Raw genomic sequence first — 22,202 nt, forward strand, 5'->3', positions numbered from 1 at the left:
ACTCTGCCCTCTATTTTTGTTTTTATTGCTAGAGATAATTAAGTGGTATTTGTAGTAGAACAACAGAAAAAGCAAGAGCAATGGACAATTCCTGCATCTGAAAAAACTACTGAAGATCCTTTGTTAGATTGTTTGGTTTTATTATCCGAACACTATGGCAATCCATGTTCAGGTGAAGCACTTCTTGTCGGTTTGCCCTTAAATAATGCACAGTTAACGCCAGAGCTATTTTCTCAAGCGGCGAGTCGTATTGGTCTAGTAGCCAAGCTATTACGTAAGCCATTAGATACATTATCGCCGTTGGTTTTACCTTGTATTTTGTTATTAAACAATAAGAAAGCTTGCATATTACGCGAAATTATACCAAATCAAGATAAAGTTATTATTCAATTACCTGAAAATGGTGGGGAATCTGAGATAGCTATTTCAGAGCTTAATAATATTTATACAGGGTATGCTTTTTTAGTTAAACAACAATATCGAGGTGACAAAAGTATAGATGTTAATTTTATTGAGCAAAAAGGACATTGGCTTTGGTCTTTAGTTAAAGATGCTTCTCCTATTTATCGTGATGCTCTATTAGCTTCAATTTTAATTAATATATTTGTTTTAGTATCACCGCTATTTATGATGAATGTTTATGACAAAATAGTACCCAATTTAGCGTTTGAATCGCTGTGGGTATTAGCGAGCGGTGTTGCATTAGTTTTTACATTTGATTTTATTCTCCGCCATATGCGTAGTTATTTAATCGATTTAGCGGGAAAGAAAATTGATATTATTGTCTCATCACAATTATTTGCCAAGGTATTAGGGATTCCGTTGGCAAAAAAAGGCTTATCTGTTGGAGCTACCGCTAAACAGATCGGTGAGTTTGATAGTATTCGAGATATGTTAACCTCTGTCACCTTAACGACTCTGGTTGATTTACCATTTGCCGCATTATTTCTTGTCATTATCTATTTGGTTGCTGGAGACTTAGCCCTAATTCCGCTCTGTGCCGGGATTTTGATTATTGGTTATAGCTTATGGGTTCAGCCTAAGTTGAAGTTTGCAGTTACTGAAGCTAACAAATATTCCACAATTAAACACGCGCATTTGATTGAGAGTTTAACTGCAGCGGAAGCCATCAAATCTAACGTTGCAGAAGGAATTATGCAGCGATCATGGCAGCAGATGAATGCTCATACTGCAGATTGGCAGTTAAAACTTAAAAAACTGTCTAACTCAGTTGCTTTCTTTGCGACGTATATTACGCAATTAACAACGGTTGGGGTGGTAATTCTTGGTGTATATCGACTTTCAACTTTGGATATCTCTATGGGGGGAATTATCGCCGCAGTGATGTTATCTGGGCGAGTTGTATCACCAATGGCGCAGTTAGCTAATCTATTAACGCGCTCAAATCAAACGGCTAATGCACTTACTCAACTGGATCTTTTAATGGAACAAGAGGATGAGTTTACAGGCAAAGCTCATTTGATTAGTCGTCACCGATTAAAAGGGGCCATTCAAGCCGAGAATCTTCAATTTATTTATCCGCAGCAAAAACGCAGCACGCTCTACCCATGTAATTTTAATATTAAGCCTGGTGAGAAAATTGCCATTCTTGGTAAAAATGGATCGGGTAAAACCTCTCTTGCAAAACTGTTAGCCGGATTATATCAACCAAGTGATGGTCAATTGCGTTTTGATGGGATCAACGAGAGTCAAATTCATCCTGCGGATCTACGAAAAAATATAGGCTACATGCCTCAAGATATCACACTTATTCATGGCACCATTCGTGACAATATTATGTTCGGACATCGTCAGGTTACGGAACATCAACTATTGCGAGCGGTGCAGCTTTCTGGTGTCGCTCAATTTTGCACTGAAGACAGTGAAGGGTTGGATAAACAGGTTGGCGAAGGTGGTTTATCGTTATCTAGAGGCCAGCGTCAATCAGTAGCTCTTGCTCGTGCTATTTTGGTCGATCCACCCATTTTATTAATGGATGAGCCAACCGCCAGTATGGATGCCATTACTGAACAACAATTTATTCAGTCGATCCAGCGTATTTTACCCAATAAAACCTTAGTGATGATCACGCATAAAATGTCTCTATTGACGTTAGTTGATCGGGTTATGGTTCTGGATAAGGGGCAAATCATACTCGATGGTGAAAAAGCACCCGTTCTAGAAAAATTACGCCGTGGCTTAGTTGGAGGTGAGCAATGAAACAGTCAAGCTCTCTCGATGAATTGGATATGACTGATGATCTATATAAGGCGATGTTGCTTGATTCCCCTAAGCAGCATCGTTGGGTCATTCGGTTATTTTTTATTATGGTGATTTGTTTTATCTCTTGGGCTGCTTGGGCGCAATTGGATCAAGTCACTCGTGGTGAAGGCAAAGTCATTCCTTCTTCTCAAGTGCAAATGATTCAGAGCTTAGACGGCGGTATTTTACAAGAGTTGTTTGTCACAGAAGGTATGCAAGTTACAAAAGGACAGCCTTTAGCTCGGATTGATGATACTCGCTTTCGGTCTGATCTTGCGCAGCAAGTGGAAGAGGAAGAGAGCTTGCAAGCGAATATATTTCGTTTAAAGCAAGAGATTCAAAGTATTGAAATTGCGGATGCGAATAAAGGGTGGAAGGAACAAGTTAGAGTGAATAAAGCGCCGCTCGATTTTCCTAAGGCGTTAGTTGCAAATGAACCCGAACTCATTAAACAACAGACGGCAGAATATCATGGTCGTTTAGATGAACTGAATAACCAAATTGCCATCTTAGCTCGACAAATTGTCCAGAAACAGCAAGAAAGTCATGGATTGGTTTCTCAAATAAAAACCTTAAAGAGTAGCTTACATTTGATTAATAAAGAGTTAGTCATGACCCGGCCATTAGCTCGAAAAGGCATTGTATCTGAAGTGGATTTATTACAGCTTCAGCGACAAGTTAATGAAACTAAAGGCGAATTGTCTACCTTATATTTACAGCAACCTAAAGTAAAAGCGGCACTTGATGAAGCAATTTTAAAACGAAGAGAAGCAGTTTTAACTTATAACAAAGAAGCTCGGGCTCAATTAAATGAACTTAGTGCTCGTCTTTCTCGTTTAACTGAGGCTCAAGTTGGAGCTCAAGACAAAGTTGACAAAGCCATTATTACATCCCCTGTGAATGGCACGATTAAGATGATTAATATCATGACTCTTGGGGGCGTTGTTCAACCTGGCAAAGACATTATGGAAATTGTGCCAAGTGAAGATCAACTGCTTATTGAGGTAAAGATTGCGCCAAAAGATATCGCATTTTTACACCCAGGGTTACCCGCAGTAGTGAAAGTGACCGCTTATGATTTTACTCGCTATGGTGGACTAGATGGCACAGTAGTAACCATTAGTGCTGATACTACACAAGATAAAGACGATAACAGTTTTTACCTTATTAAAGTTAGGACAAAAGAATCAAGTTTAGCCCGGTCCGACGGCACATTGATGCCGATTATTCCCGGAATGTTAACCAGCGTGGATGTAATAACAGGAAAGCGAAGTGTTCTTGATTACATTCTAAACCCAATCTTAAGAGCCAAAGAGATGGCTTTGCGTGAGCATTAATTTAAAAGAATATGGAGATCATTTCATGACAAATGGAGTTCATGATTTAGCTATTAAAAAACATAAATTAGGACGAATGACGGCTAAACAACTATTGGCTTTAGCGGTGAGTTCTGCATTATTTGCTCCTGTTGTTAATAGCCAAACATTGGAACAAACAGTTGCGTATACCATTGAAACAAGCCCTGTGATTACACAATCATTTAATCAATTTAAGGCCCGAGAAGAGCAGGTTAATCAGGCGATGTCTGGTTATTTACCGACTTTAGATCTTACGGCAGGTTATGGTTTAGAAAAAAATGAAACCCCAGTGAGTAAAGCCGCTAAAAAGGGAGATATTGAATTAGATCGTAGTGAGCTAGGTTTAAGTCTGCGTCAAAATTTATTTAACGGCTTTTTTACCACCCATGATGTTGATCGTTTAGATCATGAAACGAGTGCTGCGCAATGGCAGTTATTTGCAACCGCTGAAGATATGGCATTGCAGGTTGCTAAAGTTTATCTAAATTATTTAGAAGCAAGTCAAATTGTGGCGCTGGCACAGGAAAATGTGAATAAGCACCAAGCCTTATATGGTCAAATTGAAGAGAAAACTCGTTCTGGGTTGGGTTCAACGGCGGATTTATCACAAAGTAAAGGCCGTCTAGCGCGAGCAAAATCTAATTTAGTTGCCGCTCAAAATAATTTGGCAGATGCAAAAAGTGAGTATGCCAAAATTACTAAACAAGCTCCGATCAATATGACCAAGCCTGCTGCTGATCGGGCTGCGTTACCACAAACATTAGAGCAAGCACTCACTTTAGCTAAGGATAATCATCCAGTGCTACAAGCCGCTTACAGTGATATTCAAGCGGCAGAGTCTGAGAAAGACGCGACACAAGCGAACTATTACCCTGACATCGATTTGGAACTTAGTGGATTATGGTCAAATGAATCTTATGATCGTAGTAGCCCTAATGATGGTGATAGCCAAGAGCTAAAAGCAGGTATTCAAATGCGCTATAACCTCTTTAATGGCGGCAAGGATACAGCTAGAGAGCGAGAGGCGGCTTATAAGATTGGTGAAGCAAAAGGAATTCAACAAAATACCTATCGTAGTATTGTTGATGGTACGACATTAGCGTGGAATGCATACCAGTATTTAGGTGAACAAAAAACATTTATTCAAGAACATGTTGCCGCTTCAAAAGAGACACAATCATCTTATGCTCAGCAATTTAAATTAGGTCAACGTTCATTACTGGATTTATTGGATTCGGAAAATGAATTATTTGAAGCAAAAAAGGATTATCTTGGCGCAGAATTTGATGAATTGTTAGCTCAATATCGATTACTTAATGCGACTGGACAACTGTTGTCTTCGCTGCAAATTACCACACCAGAGACTTGGTATGGTGAACAAGAATATATAAGCGGTGTTCAAGGTCAGTAAATAATTGAGCAGGGGATCAAACGGTTTCCTGCTATTTTTTTATATTAGGTAAGGTATGAGCTTATACAAACAGTGCTCTTTAATGTTGTTAGGGCTGTTAGTTTTTGTTTTTAGCATTGCTGGTTATTTTCAACTAAAAGAAGTGAAAGAACTGGTCAATAACCAATTACAGGCCGAGTTGGTTAATACAATTCATAATATTTCTATTGCAACAGTAACACCGCTTGAGATGGGGGATAATCAATCTATTGAGCAGATTATTACTCCGCAACAGCCTCGCAATTTAGCTGAGATTCATTTAACGAGTTTGGTTGATGGGCAGGTTTATCAGTGGCAAAAGGCGATAGAAGAATCAACATCTGTCCCTTCATGGTTCACACAATGGATTGCATGGTCGAACTTAGAACAGCAGCGTACGATAAAAGCAGGTTGGTTAGAATTGGCTTCTTTGACTGTGAGCATTAATCCATCATGGGCTTATTTACAGCTGTGGTACTACTTTTTAGCGATTGCTTGCACGTTTATTTCCGTTGTTATTGCGGCATTACTGATAATGAGTTGGGGATGGCAGCGATTAATGTCTCGGCTTGATGTATTAACGCAGCATACTCAGCAAGTGGCAAAACATGAAAAGTCTCACGTATCTGTTGAGCGAGCTCTTCCTGAACTTGATGGGATTACCCAAGCTATCAATTTAATGGCTAAACAACTCAATAACTATATTCAACTGTCTAACCAGGAAATACAGTCACTGCGATTACAAAAACAGATCGATAAACGTTCTGGGCTGGCAAATGCTGAGTATTTTTATGATCGTATGAACTCTTGGCTTGATGAACCTGTTGCTGGCGCTTTAGCGATCATTGATTGTGCGTGGCTAGAGCAAATTCATGAACAGTATGGCAGTGTTGTCTATCAAGATAGTTTACGTTTACTTGCCCAAAGTCTGCAAAAGCGATGCTTAAAAAGTACCGTTCTTGCACAACTCAATCGTTCTCAATTAGCCATTATTTTAACGGAACATACGGTTAAAGAGCAGCAGCAAGAGATCCAGTATATTGTTCAAGATATTCAAAATGAGATAGAACAATCTGAGATAAGCAATGGTGAGTTTTTTATTGGTGTAAGTTCAAAGACTGATGCTAGTACTAAAAATAGCTTATATCAGGAAACACTCTCAGCTCTTAATTATGCGCAAGAGCACCATCAAAAAGTACATTGGGCAGATAATACAGTCACCCATTATCATGGTTTAGCCGTTTTAAATTGGGCTACATCGATAGAACAAGCAATCACTGATCGTGCACTGGTTTTTAAGTCTCAACCTATTCAAAATATAGCGACAACAGCCACGGTACAAAATGAAGTCTTTTGCCAATTACTGCTGGGAGATGAACGAGTGGTGGCTAAGACGTTTATGCCTTATGTGGAAGAGTATGGTTTGGGAGAGCGACTTGACCAATGTATTTTACAGATGATTGAGCAAGCTTCGTTATTGGCGCATAGTGGGTCGACGATAGCGATAAACTTAACGGTAAATAGTATTAGAAGTTCATCATTTCAAAGCTGGCTAGCACATTTTTTAAATGAAAGTGCCATGAGTGACAAATTGTCGTTCGAAGTTCCTGAGTCGGCTATTGAGGAAGATTTATCAGCATGTCTATCTTTAGCACTGTTATTTAATCAAAAAGATATTTCATGGGGAATCGACCATTATGGGCGTCAGTTAACCAGTGTGGATTATCTTCTATCATTACGACCTAAATACGTAAAACTAGACCAATCTTTTGCTGGTGTTTCGACAGAATCTGGTAAATATGAATTAGGACGAGCGTTGGCAAGTATTGCGGCTGGATTGGATATTAAAGTGATCGCTACAGGTATTCAATATAGTGAGCAACTTGCATTACTAGAGGGGCTGCCTATTTGGAGATATCAGGGCTTTATCGCTCCACCTGTGGAATTAAACTTAGCCTAACTCCATGGCGTAATGGGAAATACCTTTGCACCATTCGTGATCTTAGTAACAAGAATTTTTATTCACACTTACTTAAGTTGAGACTTTGTATTATACGCCTTAGTTAAGAGATTAATTGCGTAATTAAGGCGTATAAGCATGGACATTCAACAATATAAACGGATCTTCTCGGCAATTGGTGAACCCTATCCCCTTGGGGCAACAATCAAAGCCAAAGGGGTCAACTTTAGCTTGTATTCTAGAGATGCGACAAAAGTTGAGTTGCATCTGTTTGAAAGTGCGGATGCGCCGACTCCCTTTAAGTCATTTACGTTAGATCCTATCTACCACAAGCGAGGACATTATTGGTTCACGTTTGTCGCTAATATTACTCATGGGCAAATTTATGCCTTTACTGTCGATGGTCCGTGGCAACCTGAAATAGGATTGCGATTTAATAAAAACAAGGTACTACTGGATCCCTACAGCCATGCTATTTGTATGAATCATGACTACTCCCGTGAGCGAGCTAGAGATTTTGATTCTAATATGGATTGTTGTATGAAAAGCATTGTGGTTGATCATAGCCACTTTGATTGGCAAAACACAGACTCTCCGCGCCACTCACTAACCGATACCATCATTTATGAGATGCATGTCGGTGGTTTTACTCAGCACCCATCCTCTAATGTTACACCAAGCCATCGTGGTACTTTTGCTGGTATCATCGATAAGATTTCCTATCTTAAACAGCTCGGCATTACCGCAGTTGAGCTGATGCCGATCCAACATTTTGATCTACATGATGCTCCCGCGGGCAGAGAAAATTATTGGGGATACAGTCCGATTAATTTCTTTGCTTTGCATAGCCCATACAGTTCGAGCAAAGATCCATTAGCGGCGATCAATGAATTTAAAACCTTGGTCCGAGAGCTGCATAAAGCGGGAATTGAGGTTATTTTAGATGTGGTGTTTAACCACACCGCAGAAGGGGATGAAAACGGTCCAACTTTTTGTTTTAAAGGACTGCAAAATGATGGCTATTACCTCCTTGATCCGAAAACACATCAATATGCGAACTACAGCGGTTGTGGCAATACCTGTAATGCAAACTACAGCGTTCAGCGACGTATGATTATTGATGCGCTACATTACTGGGTTAAAGAGATGCATGTTGATGGTTTCCGCTTTGATCTGGCGTCAGTGTTAGCTCGTGATAGCGATGGTAAACCGATGAAAGAGCCGCCATTGTTGTGGTCAATTGATTCTGATCCTGTGTTAAGTGGCACTAAGATCATTGCCGAAGCGTGGGATGCCGCAGGGCTTTATCAAGTCGGTTCATTTATTGGCGATCGCTGGAATGAGTGGAACGGTAAGTTTAGAGATGATGTTCGTGCATTTTGGCGTGGTGATCGCAATACCGTCAGCCGTTTTTCTTCTCGTATTTTAGGCTCTCCTGATATTTATAGCTCTCAGCATCATACGCCACATCGTTCGGTGAATTTTATCTGTGCCCACGATGGGTTTACCTTAAATGATTTGGTCAGTTATCAAGACAAGCACAATTGGGATAACGGCGAGCATAATCGTGATGGTGATAACCATAATATTTCGTGTAACTATGGTATCGAAGGTCCAACGGATGTTGCCGAAATTGAAGCGATTCGTCACCGCCAATGCAAAAATTTCCTAACGACACTGTATCTCTCTCTTGGTACGCCAATGCTTTGTATGGGGGATGAGGTACGACGGACGCAGCAGGGCAATAATAATGCGTACTGTCAGAATAACGAGCTCAGCTGGTTTGATTGGCAGTTGGTTGAGAAAAATGCTGACTTATTACGCTTTGTGCAGTTACTGGCGCAAATTCGACGAGCAGAGCCAACGATAGAGTGGAATATGCATCGTTCATTAGAAGAAGTGCTCGGTAATGTTGGGATTGAGTGGCATGGTGTGAAGCCAAATCAACCTGATTGGTCTGAGCGCTCTCATTCGGTTGCATTAACGGTTCATCATCCACTGACACAAGATGAGCTTTATGTTATCTGTAATGCGTATTGGGACCCGTTAAACTTTACTTTACCAAAACGAGATCACAGTGATTGGTATATTTTGGTTAATACAGGCCTGGAGCCGCCTAATGATATTTATAGAATGGAAAAAGCGCCTAAATATCAAGATGATAATATTATTGCGAGTGGACGTTCTATGATTGTTATGGTGGAAAAAAAACAGTAAAAAAAGCGCGATCGCACTGCCGCACAATTTCAACAGAATATGGAAACAACAGCGGCGGAAAAGTGCGATTGAACGCACTAAATTGATCGGTTTTACTATGCTAATTGACAGTCATTGCCATTTTGATTTTGAGCCCTTTATTCAAGCGCCCAATTCATATTTAGAACAAGCCAAACAAGCGGGGGTTGGCGCTATCGTCATTCCCTCTGTTGGTTTGAATAATTGGTCGTTAGTGGCCAAACTTTGTAGTGAATATCCTGAACTCTATTACGGTTTGGGACTGCATCCCTTTTTTAATCACCAACATGATCTTGCTGCATTAGAGCTGTTAAAAGTGCACATCGAAACCGATATTAATATTGGGCGAAAGTGTGTTGCTATTGGTGAATGCGGACTGGATTTTGCGATAGAGGGAGGACAAACCCTCGCCGTCAAACAGCAACAAATTGCCCTGCTTGAAGGTCAATTACAGCTTGCTAATGAGTTTAATCTTCCTGTTATCCTCCATTGTAGAAAGGCATTTCCTGAGTTAATTCAATTGATTAAACATAATCAGCTGAAAGCGGGAGGTGTGTTCCATGCTTTTAGTGGTAGTGTGCAGCAAGCGCAACAGATTATCGAGCTAGGTATCAAAATTGGTGTTGGCGGAACAATTACTTACCCTCGGGCGAAGAAAACGCGCCATACTATTTCTCAACTACCGCTTAATGTTTTAATGCTTGAGACCGATGCGCCAGATATGCCTGTTTGTGGTTATCAAGGTGAGCCGAACCGTCCTGACCGATTGGTTGATATCGTCGATGTATTAACGGCGTTGAGAGGAGAATCCCGAGCAGAAATTGAACGGATAACAAGCTTAACCTCAACTGAACTTTTTAAGCTTAAGCTGTGATATTACTCCCACTATTAAAACGTTTGCGTAAAACGATTGCGTAACTTGTACTGCGCTTTGTGATCGCCCTCACAAGTATGATTAAACTTACATCACCTTTCCTTGCAAACTGTGAAGCTCGCATTATTTTATCCGGCGTTGCATGAGTATAATGCGCCGAACTCACTTGATGAGTCACATTGTCGAGACGCCAAACTTAACTAAAGGGAAGCCATAAACTATGAGCCTGTTTATGAGCCTGGTTGGGATGGTTGTACTGCTAGCAATCGCAGTACTTCTATCTGATAACCGTAAAGCTATTAATCTACGTACTGTTGGTGGTGCTTTTGCCATCCAATTCTTATTAGGTGCATTCGTTCTTTATGTACCTGTTGGTCGTGACGTTCTATACGGTATGTCACAAGGTGTTGCTAACGTTATTGCTTACGGTAACGACGGTATCAACTTCCTATTTGGTGGCCTAACTTCAGACAAAATGTTTGAAGTGTTCGGTGGTGGCGGTTTCGTCTTCGCCCTACGAGTACTACCAGTTATCGTATTCTTCTCTGCACTTATTAGCGTACTTTACTACCTAGGTGTTATGCAGATCGTTATCAATGTTCTTGGTGGTGGTCTACGTAAAGTTCTTGGTACTTCTCACGCTGAATCTATGTCTGCAACAGCGAACATCTTCGTTGGTCAAACAGAAGCACCTCTAGTTGTGCGTCCGTTCGTACCTAAAATGACTCAATCTGAGCTGTTTGCAGTAATGTGTGGTGGTTTGGCTTCTGTTGCGGGCGGTGTACTAGCAGGTTACGCATCTATGGGTGTACCTCTAGAATACCTAATCGCAGCATCATTCATGGCAGCACCTGGTGGTCTTCTATTTGCGAAAATCATCAAGCCTGAAACTGAGCAGCCTGTTGAGCAACTAGCTGACGATGACGACAATGCAGACGAAAAACCTGCTAACGTAATCGACGCAGCGGCAGCGGGTGCATCATCTGGTATGCAACTTGCTTTAAACGTAGGTGCAATGCTTCTTGCATTCATTGGTCTAATTGCACTTATCAACGGTCTACTTGGTGGTGTTGGTGGTTGGTTCGGTATGCCACACCTAACACTAGAACTTATCCTAGGTTATGTGTTCTCACCACTAGCATTCCTAATCGGTGTTCCTTGGAACGAATCGCTAGTAGCCGGTTCTTTCATCGGCCAGAAAGTGGTTGTGAACGAATTTGTAGCATACCTAAACTTTGCCCCTTACATCAGCACAACAGCACAACAGTGTACAATGGTTGCCGCTGACGTAGTAAAAGAGACATTACCTCTATGTGTAGAAACTACAAAGGCGGTAATGAGTACGAAAACTCAGGCCATTGTATCTTTCGCACTATGTGGTTTCGCAAACCTATCTTCGGTTGCAATCCTACTAGGTGGTCTAGGTGGTCTAGCACCAACTCGTCGCGCAGAAATCGCACGCTTTGGTATGAAGGCTGTCGCAGCAGGTACGCTATCTAACCTAATGTCTGCAACAATCGCAGGTCTGTTTGTTAGCCTATCTATGTAAGCTTTAGCAATATAACAATTGCAATAAACGCCACGGGGTAAAAGCCGTGGCGTTTTTTTTGCTACTTACCACTCGATCAACAGATTCCGTAAACATACCCTTAATTGTTTCCCATCAGATTGCATAAAATCGATTGCGTTCCAATTTCTGACAATATGATCTGCTAGGATTAGTCGGGTCAACGAAGCGATAAATTCGGTCTACACTCATTGATAACAGAGCCGACAAAGAGAGCATGTTATGTATGAAGTGATGGTAGCTACCGTGGCCGGATTTGCCGTTGGAATTTTCTTTTCAGCCCTTAAATTACCTATACCAGCACCGCCTGTACTATCGGGGGTAATGGGAATAGTTGGGGTTTATTTAGGTGGCATTTGTTGGGGTTGGATTGCTGAGCGATTTTTCTCATAATTTGATGAAAAAACGCAAGATTTCTCCGGTAATTCTTTATCGCTGTTGAGAAACACATTGTCCACCCCAGGAAACACAACTTTAATGGAGGCTTGCTACCGACCTTGGTATGATGAGCTTCCACCAAAAAGTAACGATTACTTGAGCTGGCAATAATGCGAGTTCGATTGGTGACAAGGTGAAAAAGCCTTGCGCGGTGCTAAGGATAGCAGTTCGATAACAATCGAAGTCTTCAGGGAACAAGTCCGCTCATAAATGCTAGATTTAGCATTGACTGTTCATTGTCTGCAGACGCGCATAGTAGAAAAGCGAACGTCGAGCAAATAGAGCAGGAATCTATAGCTTGTTAGAAATTAACTGGACTGGAGATAGTCATGAGCGATTTAAAAGCTGCTGCACTACGTGCACTTAAATTAATGGATCTTACTACACTGAACGATGACGACACTGACGCAAAAGTTATCGAGCTTTGTAAGAATGCCAAAACTGCAGTAGGTAACACAGCAGCAGTATGTATCTACCCTCGTTTTATTCCAGTTGCTAAGAAGCAGCTACGTGAGCAAGGTACACCTGAAGTCCGTATTGCGACAGTAACTAACTTCCCGCACGGTAATGATGATATCGAAATTGCTGTTGCTGAAACTAAAGCAGCCGTAGCTTACGGTGCAGATGAAGTAGACGTAGTATTCCCATACCGTGCTCTAATGGCTGGTAACGAAGAAGTAGGCTTTGAGCTTGTTAAGCAGTGTAAAGCAGCATGTGGCGATAATGTTCAACTTAAAGTGATCATCGAGACAGGCGAGCTAAAAACTGAAGAGCTAATTAAGAAAGCTTCTGAAATCTCAATCAAAGCAGGCGCTGATTTTATCAAAACCTCAACGGGTAAAGTGGCTGAAAACGCAACACCTGAATACGCAGAAATCATGCTAAACGTGATTAAAGCTATGGGTGTTGAGAAAACAGTTGGTTTTAAACCTGCTGGTGGTGTTCGCACTGCAGAAGATGCACAAATCTACCTAGACATGGCAGATCGTATCTTCGGTTCTGATTGGGCTGATAACAAGCACTACCGTTTTGGTGCATCAAGCCTACTTGCAAACCTACTTCACACTCTAGGTGAAGGTGAGAAGGCAGCAGAAGGCGGTTACTAATCGCTGTCTGCGACTTGTCGCAAGGTTACGATGGTCTGTGATGTGCAGGCCATCGGCTCCAACTCTTCGTTTCATAATTATTCAATAAACTGGTTTTGAATGGCGCGAATAATACGTGTCTTCCTTTTCTGCACCTGAAATTCGTTATTTTGCAGTATCGGTGATGAAAAAAACGTCAGAAATCACCACCCAGATGAATAATTATTTCTATCTTTACCCTCAAGATAGAGCACCAATAACGGCAAATAACGGGATTTTATTATGTACTTACCACAAGAAATCATTCGTAAAAAACGTGACAACATCGAACTAACAAAAGAAGAGATCAATTTCTTTATTCAAGGTGTTGCAAAAGATACGGTATCAGAAGGTCAAATCGCAGCATTTGCAATGGCTATCTACTTTAATGATATGACCATGGCTGAGCGTGTTGCGCTAACCTGTGCAATGCGTGACTCTGGTATGGTTATCGATTGGAGCCACATGAATTTCGATGGCCCAATTGTTGATAAACACTCAACAGGTGGTGTCGGTGACGTAACTTCTCTAATGCTTGGCCCTATGGTGGCAGCATGCGGTGGTTATGTTCCAATGATTTCAGGTCGTGGCCTAGGTCACACTGGTGGTACATTAGATAAACTAGAATCAATTCCTGGTTACAACATTACCCCAACCAACGAAGTGTTTGGTCAGGTAACAAAAGATGCGGGTGTGGCGATTATCGGTCAAACAGGTGATTTAGCGCCAGCCGACAAACGTGTTTACGCAACTCGTGATGTAACCGCGACCGTTGATAATATCTCACTTATCACAGCATCGATTTTGTCGAAGAAACTGGCTGCTGGTCTTGATGCCCTAGTAATGGATGTCAAAGTGGGTTCTGGTGCGTTTATGCCTACGTACGAAAAATCAGAAGAACTAGCAAAATCTATCGTAGCTGTAGCTAATGGTGCAGGTACTCGCACCACAGCACTATTGACTGATATGAACCAAGTATTGGCGTCAACTGCAGGTAACGCATTAGAAGTACGTGAAGCGGTTCAGTTCTTAACTGGCGAATACCGTAACCCTCGTTTGTATGAAGTAACGATGGCGCTATGTGCTGAAATGTTAGTGATAAGTGGTTTAGCACAAGATTTAGCTGAAGCTCGTACTAAGCTACAAGCTGTACTGGACAACGGTAAAGCAGCCGAATGTTTTGGTAAAATGGTCGCAGGCCTAGGTGGTCCATTAGATTTTGTTGAAAACTATAACAACTACCTAGATACTGCAGAAATTATTAAACCAGTATTTGCAGAGAAAACTGGTTTTGCGAGTGCGATGGATACTCGTGGTTTAGGCATGGCTGTAGTTGGCATGGGTGGTGGTCGTCGCGTTGCGGCAGATACCATTGATTATGCTGTAGGCCTTGCTGATATGATTCGTCTTGGTGATGAAGTTTACGCAGATACGCCTCTTGCTATGGTACATGCTCGCACTGAAGCTCAGTGGGAAGAAGCAGCAAAAGCCGTTCGCGCTAACATCACTATTGCTGATGAAAAACCACAAGCAACACCGGAAGTATACGCTCGCATTCGCCCTGAAGATGTTTAATGGAGTGATTATGAAACGTTCAATTATTCTTGTTCTTGATTCATTTGGTATCGGTGCAACAGAAGATGCAGCAACATTTGGCGATGTTGGTGCTAACACCCTTGGCCACATTGCACAAGCTTGTGCTCGCGGTGAAGCTGACAATGGCGAACGTAGTGGTCCGTTGCATCTTCCTAATTTGAATAAACTGGGTTTAGGTAAAGCGTGTGAAGAGTCATCAGGCTACTTCCCTGAAGGCCTAGATCCAAATGCTAAGATTGTGGGTGCATACGGCCACGCACAAGAAATTTCTTCTGGTAAAGATACTCCATCTGGCCACTGGGAAATTGCAGGTGTGCCGGTATTGTTTGAGTGGGGCTACTTTAAAGAGCACAACAACAGCTTCCCTCAAGAGCTACTTGATCGCATCGTTGAGCGTGCCAATCTTCCAGGTTACCTAGGTAACTGCCACGCATCTGGTACTCAAGTACTGGATGATCTTGGTGAAGAGCACATGGCAACAGGTAAGCCAATTTTCTACACTTCAGCTGACTCAGTATTCCAAATCGCTTGTCACGAAGAGACTTACGGTTTAGATAATCTAATGACATTGTGTCAGATCGTTCGTGAAGAGCTTGAAGATTACAATATTGGCCGTGTTATCGCGCGTCCATTTATCGGTGCGGGTAAAGGTCAATTTGAACGTACTGGTAACCGTCGTGACCTATCTATTGAGCCACCATCAGCAACCGTATTACAAAAATTGGTTGATGAAAAACAAGGTGAAGTGGTTTCTATTGGTAAGATCTCTGATATCTATGCAGGTTGCGGTATCACTAAGAAAGTGAAAGCTACAGGTATTCCAGCTCTGTTTGAAGCAACACTTGAGCAGATCAAACAAGCGGGTGATAACACCATCGTATTTACAAACTTTGTTGATTTTGACTCAGCATACGGTCACCGCCGTAATGTGGCAGGTTATGCTGCTGCACTTGAGTATTTCGACAAGCGTTTACCTGAAATCCTAGAACTGCTTCAAGATGATGATGTTCTATTGATCACCGCAGACCATGGTTGCGATCCAACATGGCCTGGTACTGATCATACTCGTGAGCACATTCCAGTTCTTGTTTATGGCCCACAAATTAAAGCGGGCTCTCTAGGTCGCCGTGCAACATTTGCCGATATTGGTCAATCATTGGCACAGTACTTTGGCACTAGCGACATGGAATTCGGTAAATCGTTTCTTTAATTGATTGATTTTTTCAGTCGATAGGTTAATGATGCATTGTGTGGTGGTTATCACTGAAATAGATAACTACCACAGTAAATTAACGCCATTATTTACAACAAATTGCGAATAAGATTCGTAACTAATCAGGAAAAGGACACAACTATGGCTACTCCACATATTAATGCAGAAATGGGTGATTTCGCAGACGTAGTTCTGATGCCAGGTGACCCACTACGCGCTAAGTACATCGCAGAAACTTTCCTAGAAGATATCAAAGAAGTATGTAACGTACGTAATATGTATGGCTATACTGGTACTTACAAAGGTCGTCGTATCTCTGTAATGGGCCACGGTATGGGTATCCCATCATGTTCTATCTATGCAACAGAGCTAGTAAAAGACTTTGGTGTTAAGAAGATCATCCGTGTGGGTAGTTGTGGCGCGGTTCGTGACGACGTAAATCTACGTGATGTTGTGATCGGTATGGGTGCATCAACAGACTCTAAAGTAAACCGTATGCGTTTCGGTGGTCATGACTTTGCAGCGCTGGCAGATTACGGCATGGTACAAAATGCAGTTGAAGCGGCAAAAGCGAAGGGCATTAAAGTTCGCGTAGGTAACCTATTCTCAGCAGATCTATTCTACAACCCAGATTTCGATTTCTTCAAAACTATGGACAAATACGGCATCCTAGGTGTGGAGATGGAAGCTGCTGGTATCTACGGTCTAGCAGCAGAGTTTGGTGCTAAAGCGCTAACTATCTGTACTGTATCGGATCACATCCTAAAAGGCGAAGCAACTACGTCTGAAGAGCGTCAGCTAACATTTAACGAAATGATGGAAATCGCTCTAGAATCTGTACTTATCGGTGATAAAGAAGAAGCATAATCGCTGATTTATTTACACCTAAGTAAAAGGGCTTGCTCTGGTTATTGAGCAAGCCCTTTTTTGATATCTATTGATTGTTGGTCCTTGATATATGTCTTTCGTGTGAGGTAAAACGAGAGCGTGGTTTACTCTTTACTGTTTGCCGTCATCAAAAATGGAAAGTGCCAGATATCTTTACGACGGCCAAAAGTAAACGCCAGTAAGAATCCTAAGCCAATGGCAAAGATCACTAAGCCGCGAATGATCGTTGTCATATATTCAATTTGACTGCTTGCATGAGCCAATAGCTTATCGTGCTCTAAGGTGATGCGTAAAAAACCCACCATATGCTGATCTGAGAAAATAGGCTCCACAATCTGCTGACGGCCAATGCTTGCCACCGCTAAAGGTGTTGAAAGGCCTGTGACCTGTTCAAGGGGCATTGAGCCTTCTGTTTTTGCCAAGGTTTGACCTTCTAAGTTATAAACACTGGCATCTAAAATGAGCGGTTCTTTAGAAAGCTGTTGCACCAAATCTTGTAATTTATCTTGGTCATTATCCAAAATATCGGGAGCTGCCGTTTCTGCCGCTTGACGAACTAAAATACGAGAAAGCGCCTGCGTCTGTTCGCCAAGCATCTCATAATTATCTTGGGTAAGGCGTGCGCCATATTCCAACATGCCAATCACACCGATTAAGCTAAACAGCAAGACGCCGAGTTGCTTAAACCGTGGCCAGCGAGATTTGTTCAGTTTCCACATAAGCAGTGTTATTCGCTATTTGTTTTAATTGCGGCTCATTCTACATGATTTTTTGTCTCAAGGAGCAGTTGAGTAAAAAATCAGCACAAATTGAGTTTAAATACCCCCTTTCCGCTTGCACTTTTGTTAACAGCTCTTTAACGTAGAGAAAGGACATATACCTCATTCGATATCAATGGATAAGGAAACCCATGGAATTATCGTTATCTCCTTTGAAAATTAAAAAACATGCGGCTTTATACCGTCGCTTTCCTGAATTACAACAAGCCTCGTTACGTGATAAACAGCAAGGACAGTGGATCTTATTTGGCCAAGATCTCTCATCATTGCGTATTGCTCTTATTGAAGAATGGGCTCAACAAAGATTGCAGTTGGTCGCCGCTTGGCAGGTCGGGGATTACGATGTTCTGCTGATCAAAAATGATCTTAGCGATCCAATCAAAGCTGCTGTTTATCGTGCTGAGTGTGATTTTGCGTTAACCAAAGATCTCCCTGAGCTTAATAAACCGGGTTTGGTGGTGATGGATATGGATTCCACCGCCATTGAAATGGAATGTATTGATGAGATTGCGAAATTAGCAGGGACAGGAGAGTTGGTTTCTGCCATTACCGAACAAGCCATGCAAGGGGAGTTAGACTTTGAGCAGAGTTTGCGTCAACGGGTTGCGACACTTTCAGGTGCTGATGAAGCCATTTTAGCGCAAGTGCTAGAGCAATTACCTTTGATGCCTGAACTGATTGAACTGGTACGAACGCTACAAGCTTTTGGTTGGAAAGTCGCAATTGCCTCGGGTGGTTTTACCTACTTTGCTGATCAACTTAAAGCGATGCTGGATTTAGATGGTGTCTATGCCAATCAGTTAGCAATTCAAGACGGTAAACTAATTGGGGAAGTAGTAGGAAGTGTGGTTGATGCCGATGCCAAAGCGTATTACTTACATCAATTAAGTGAGCAGTTTGAGATTGAACCTCATAATACGGTCGCAATTGGTGATGGTGCAAATGACTTGGCGATGATGAAAGCTGCAGGCCTTGGTATTGCGTTTCATGCCAAGCCTAAAGTTCAGCAACAGGCGCAAACCGCCATTAATTATGGTTCATTAGGTGCTGTGTTGTGTATATTATCGGCCAGCTTGGTTCCACATCATTTATCGTGGAAAAACCAGAGTTGTTGTCAAAATATCGAAAAGTAAACAGAGGTAGGAATGAAGGCTATTTCTAGTTGATAGTGCGGTATTTTTAAAGTTAGGAGCGGAGTCGATTGGATGAATTCGTTTGGTTAGAGATAATATTGCTAAAGGCACTAGATACTAAAATATATTGAGCTACAACTAATTTGTAGCTCATAGTAACTGCTAAATATTAAACCCAACATGCTTACCCGTTGGTAACTCAATATTGATACTCATTTTACCTCCCATTGCTTCAATATAACGCTTAATGGTTGATAGCTTTACATCGTTTCCTCGCTGCTCAATAGCAACAACAGATGGTTGGCTAATCCCCATATTACGGGCAAGTTCTGCTTGAGTAATCTCTAGCTCTTCGCGGATAGCTTGAAATTGAACCTCTAGTAACATTTCATCAGCCATTTCAGCAATACGGTCTTGGCTTTCTTGAGAACGAGATGCCAACATATCATTTAAATTTCTAGCCATAGTTATTTCTCCAATTCTTCAAGATGCTTTGTGAACTCAAGATCGGCAAGGGGGATCATTTGTTTATAAAAGCGTTTTTCATTTCCACCTTTATTGCCAGCACAGAGGACAATGGCTTGGCGTAAAGGGTCGAATGCAAAAAAAGCTCTTATTGGTTCCCCTCGGTGTTGTACTCTCAGCTCTTTCATATTGCCATATTTAGATGCATTAACTGTATCAACAAGAGGACGGCCAATCGTCGGACCTCCTCTTTGTAATGCAACCAAGCCTGCTAATACTTTTTCTTGAGTATCATCAGATTGCGAATCAAACCACTGATCAAATAAGTCTGTCGTGATAACTGTCCACATTAATCCGTTACGCCTATTATAGATTATAATCTATACTTAGCCTATCACAGAAACCATCCAGAGTTTAGCAATAGGCAAAATCTAGCTACTAGCTAATGGCTAAACGAACCAGTACTTCATCTGTGATATCAAAAATCTCTCCGCATCCGACTAACGCTGAGAATTCGTTTTCCAGTCCTCGGGCGCGGTGTAGGGTGAGTCTGGCCAGTTCACTCAGCTTTTGTTGGGTTAATAATGTCATCGAATCAAAGATGGGGGCGGCAGTAATGCGTAGCACTTTTATTTCCCCATGGCTACGTGCATGTTCAATAAAAGTAATTCTGGCTTGAGTGGATTCAAACTCTTGTAATAACCATGATGCGACACATTGCGTTTTCCCTTGTTGATGAACCAAATGCAGATAAAGCTCATGGCTGTATGGTTTTGTGATAGCAACAGGGCGCAGAGTCTTTGCTAGCATAGTTTGTACTCGACCCTTAAAGATTGGGGCAAGAGAAAATCCATTCGGCTGCTGAGTATGAGAAAATTGCTGAAATAACTTAGCTAAACTTGGCAGAGGAATATTACAACCAATACTGGTAACTGTTAGTTTATGTTCCAGCTTTTCAACAAAGTACGGCACGCTGTCTAATCGAGTGAGAAGCAGTTGATGCATAGCTTGTAATAGAACATGTTGAGGTCGATCTTCTTCACAAACAGCCAAGTGTTTTGCATTATGCTTAACGATATTTTTTAAGCAGCTTTCCCCTTTGATATTACAGACAATATCCAGTAATTGAGCTTGTAGATTGGTACCTTCTGCATTGATTCGTACTATGCGATACCTAAGATCCGATAGTGGTAATTGCTTATTTTTTTGCTGTAACTGAGGAAAGCTAATTGCTATTTCATCATCTCGTTTGGCAACCAAAGGTGAGGCTAATTGGATATTTAATCCCTTAGTTGAAAAATCAACTGTACAACCTGAAAAAGAACCGGTTTCATGCGATATCGTTAGCTCAGTTTGATAAGTAAAGCGCTCTTCGCTCCGTTGAGGGCGAGGATCAAACAAGATGGCCGATGCTTGGCAAATAGGATCTCTTTGATGGCGAAATGGCTGTAAAATTTTTGCTGAGGCATTGGGCTTTAAGGTTAAACGATAATCCTGCTGAGCGTGAGTATCGGTGAGATCTTGCAACAGCGCAATGTGAGTGAAATTTTGATATTCCTGAGTCTGATCGGGCGCCAGCTCATTAAGTTGAGCAAGATCTTCTCCCTGCAATGGGGAAAGCGTCAGTTGCCAGACTCGCCAACTATCTCTTGCTGCACCTAAATGCCAAAATAGACGGCGCTGTTCTAGACTCATTTCTGGCAAGCACGCTGAGTAGAAATAGCTTTTACCTTCATGCTGGTGGCAAAAGCTATAAATTAACGTTCTACTGTGTGATAACCCGTGCTTGGTCAACATGGCCATCCGCTGTGGATTTAGCAGGTGATTGATATTCGGCAGATTACGTTCATCATGCCAGTAGTGCCAAAGGTGACGGTTGTGCTCTGTTAGTAGGGCATAGCTCAATTGCTGCTGACTAAAAAATAAAGGCAGGCCTGTTGAGTGCTTTAAGTAGCAATGCTCATACCCCTTGGTTCGAGCTCGAATGAACTTATCTTGATGATCATCTCGTGAATGAGCCGCCACCTGTTTAATTTTTAGGATCGCTTCTTTTAGGGCTAAATTATCTTGAGTTGTGGTTAGGCGTAACCATTTGCTGCTTTGATTCTCGGCAATATCATCAATGGCAAGAACTCGGTAATACATACTCTGATTGAGTCGATCGTCATTTAATTTCTCTGCCAATATCGGAAAGGTAAGGGCAATGACCTCTCCTAATTGATAATGAAACGCAGCAGGAACTTTAATTTTTGCTCCAGAAAATGATAAATCATAACTATTACCATGAATGGTCTGTTGTTTATCGGTTACTAGCGTTACTTGAGTTGAGATCTGGACACGGTGTTCTTCACGGCTTAAATAGTGACCAAAACGGATCATATTAACCGCAAAAGGGTCGAGTAGTTGAGTGGGTTCTTGTGGCGGTTTAGTTTCGGTTTGTTGTTTGTGTAAAACCCGAAAACTATTACGGCTGTGAATAATCTCTTGGTAAAGGCCATAACATAAAACCCCACCATAGTGCTGAATACGCTGATGATAAATATTCAACGCCACATCATCGAGCCAGTGCTGACGCTCATTAAGGTAATAAGGGCGACATTCCCCTTTCACTCTACCGCGCAAATCAATTTCTTTATTAATGGGCATCATAAGTTGGCGCAGTTCAATTTTTAACTGCAGCTTTTGAGGGCCACTAAAATCTTGAGTGAGCATTTCGAACATAGGTTCAAAGTCACCATCGTGGTAGAGTGAAACTAATTGTTCGAGAAGACCTTTATCGTGCACTGGCTGCATGGTAATTTCTATATCCAAAATATCTATCGGTAATATCGACCGAAGACGTCAAAACTTAAGGCTTTGATCGTCAAAAAATCAACTAAGG

Annotated in this window: 17 protein-coding genes; 13 read left to right on the forward strand and 4 right to left on the reverse strand. The window is 41.6% G+C overall.

Translation table 11 applies throughout. The features are described 5' to 3' along the window. The first annotated feature begins 42 nt into the window (after positions 1 to 42). The 12 genes from CTN07_RS10455 (at position 43) to deoD (ending at position 16,923) form a co-directional block, all read left to right on the forward strand. A complete protein-coding gene (locus CTN07_RS10455; RefSeq protein WP_005301099.1) occupies positions 43 to 2,220 on the forward strand; it encodes a type I secretion system permease/ATPase in 2,178 nt (725 codons plus the stop codon). Next, positions 2,217 to 3,599: an HlyD family type I secretion periplasmic adaptor subunit gene (locus CTN07_RS10460; RefSeq protein WP_005301095.1), complete on the forward strand. Its 1,383-nt coding sequence runs from the start codon at positions 2,217 to 2,219 to the stop codon at positions 3,597 to 3,599. The genes CTN07_RS10455 and CTN07_RS10460 overlap by 4 nt, the downstream gene beginning before the upstream one ends. A gap of 25 nt (positions 3,600 to 3,624) precedes the next feature. Continuing rightward, positions 3,625 to 5,031: a TolC family outer membrane protein gene (locus CTN07_RS10465; RefSeq protein WP_005301092.1), complete on the forward strand. Its 1,407-nt coding sequence runs from the start codon at positions 3,625 to 3,627 to the stop codon at positions 5,029 to 5,031. 55 nt (positions 5,032 to 5,086) lie between these two features. Then, positions 5,087 to 7,009 carry a bifunctional diguanylate cyclase/phosphodiesterase gene (locus tag CTN07_RS10470; RefSeq protein ID WP_005301089.1) on the forward strand — a complete coding sequence of 641 codons (1,923 nt, stop codon included), beginning with the start codon at positions 5,087 to 5,089 and terminating at the stop codon, positions 7,007 to 7,009. A 138-nt stretch (positions 7,010 to 7,147) separates the two neighbouring features. Then, complete coding sequence (gene glgX, locus CTN07_RS10475) at positions 7,148 to 9,226, forward strand: glycogen debranching protein GlgX (protein WP_005301087.1); 2,079 nt, start codon at positions 7,148 to 7,150, stop codon at positions 9,224 to 9,226. 97 nt (positions 9,227 to 9,323) lie between these two features. Beyond that, positions 9,324 to 10,118 carry a TatD family hydrolase gene (locus tag CTN07_RS10480; protein ID WP_036764384.1) on the forward strand — a complete coding sequence of 265 codons (795 nt, stop codon included), beginning with the start codon at positions 9,324 to 9,326 and terminating at the stop codon, positions 10,116 to 10,118. A gap of 220 nt (positions 10,119 to 10,338) precedes the next feature. Further along, positions 10,339 to 11,667 carry a NupC/NupG family nucleoside CNT transporter gene (locus tag CTN07_RS10485; RefSeq protein WP_036764383.1) on the forward strand — a complete coding sequence of 443 codons (1,329 nt, stop codon included), beginning with the start codon at positions 10,339 to 10,341 and terminating at the stop codon, positions 11,665 to 11,667. Positions 11,668 to 11,907: 240 nt separating this feature from the next. Beyond that, positions 11,908 to 12,078, forward strand: coding sequence for a XapX domain-containing protein (locus CTN07_RS10490; RefSeq protein ID WP_036764382.1), 171 nt, complete (start codon positions 11,908 to 11,910; stop codon positions 12,076 to 12,078). A 374-nt stretch (positions 12,079 to 12,452) separates the two neighbouring features. Then, positions 12,453 to 13,229: a deoxyribose-phosphate aldolase gene (deoC, locus tag CTN07_RS10495; RefSeq protein ID WP_005301079.1), complete on the forward strand. Its 777-nt coding sequence runs from the start codon at positions 12,453 to 12,455 to the stop codon at positions 13,227 to 13,229. 261 nt (positions 13,230 to 13,490) lie between these two features. After that, on the forward strand, positions 13,491 to 14,822 hold the full coding sequence (gene deoA, locus CTN07_RS10500; protein ID WP_005301076.1) for a thymidine phosphorylase: 1,332 nt from the start codon (positions 13,491 to 13,493) through the stop codon (positions 14,820 to 14,822). A 10-nt stretch (positions 14,823 to 14,832) separates the two neighbouring features. Continuing rightward, positions 14,833 to 16,053, forward strand: a complete 1,221-nt coding sequence (gene deoB, locus CTN07_RS10505; protein ID WP_005301073.1) for a phosphopentomutase — start codon at positions 14,833 to 14,835, stop codon at positions 16,051 to 16,053. 144 nt (positions 16,054 to 16,197) lie between these two features. Further along, positions 16,198 to 16,923: a purine-nucleoside phosphorylase gene (gene deoD, locus CTN07_RS10510; RefSeq protein ID WP_005301070.1), complete on the forward strand. Its 726-nt coding sequence runs from the start codon at positions 16,198 to 16,200 to the stop codon at positions 16,921 to 16,923. A gap of 125 nt (positions 16,924 to 17,048) precedes the next feature. On the opposite strand, the gene CTN07_RS10515 is transcribed toward deoD, so the two are convergent. Beyond that, positions 17,049 to 17,663 (reverse strand): YtjB family periplasmic protein, encoded by a 615-nt coding sequence (locus CTN07_RS10515; RefSeq protein WP_005301066.1) that lies wholly within the window; start codon positions 17,661 to 17,663, stop codon positions 17,049 to 17,051. 191 nt (positions 17,664 to 17,854) lie between these two features. Here CTN07_RS10515 and serB point away from each other — a divergent pair, with 191 nt between their 5' ends. Then, complete coding sequence (serB, locus tag CTN07_RS10520) at positions 17,855 to 18,856, forward strand: phosphoserine phosphatase (protein WP_005301064.1); 1,002 nt, start codon at positions 17,855 to 17,857, stop codon at positions 18,854 to 18,856. A gap of 162 nt (positions 18,857 to 19,018) precedes the next feature. Here the strand turns inward: serB and CTN07_RS10525 are convergent, their stop codons facing one another. The 3 genes from CTN07_RS10525 to CTN07_RS10535 all read right to left on the reverse strand — a co-directional run bounded on the left by CTN07_RS10525 (position 19,019) and on the right by CTN07_RS10535 (position 22,114). After that, the gene (locus tag CTN07_RS10525; protein WP_036764379.1) at positions 19,019 to 19,321 is read right to left on the reverse strand and encodes a helix-turn-helix domain-containing protein; all 303 of its coding nucleotides are present in this window, start codon (positions 19,319 to 19,321) and stop codon (positions 19,019 to 19,021) included. Between the two features lie 2 nt (positions 19,322 to 19,323). Further along, the gene (locus CTN07_RS10530) at positions 19,324 to 19,671 is read right to left on the reverse strand and encodes a type II toxin-antitoxin system RelE/ParE family toxin (protein ID WP_036764377.1); all 348 of its coding nucleotides are present in this window, start codon (positions 19,669 to 19,671) and stop codon (positions 19,324 to 19,326) included. A gap of 88 nt (positions 19,672 to 19,759) precedes the next feature. Then, positions 19,760 to 22,114 (reverse strand): PilZ domain-containing protein, encoded by a 2,355-nt coding sequence (locus CTN07_RS10535; protein WP_005301059.1) that lies wholly within the window; start codon positions 22,112 to 22,114, stop codon positions 19,760 to 19,762. Positions 22,115 to 22,202: the final 88 nt, after the last annotated feature.

Source organism: Photobacterium damselae (assembly GCF_003026815.1).
Classification (GTDB): domain Bacteria; phylum Pseudomonadota; class Gammaproteobacteria; order Enterobacterales; family Vibrionaceae; genus Photobacterium; species Photobacterium damselae.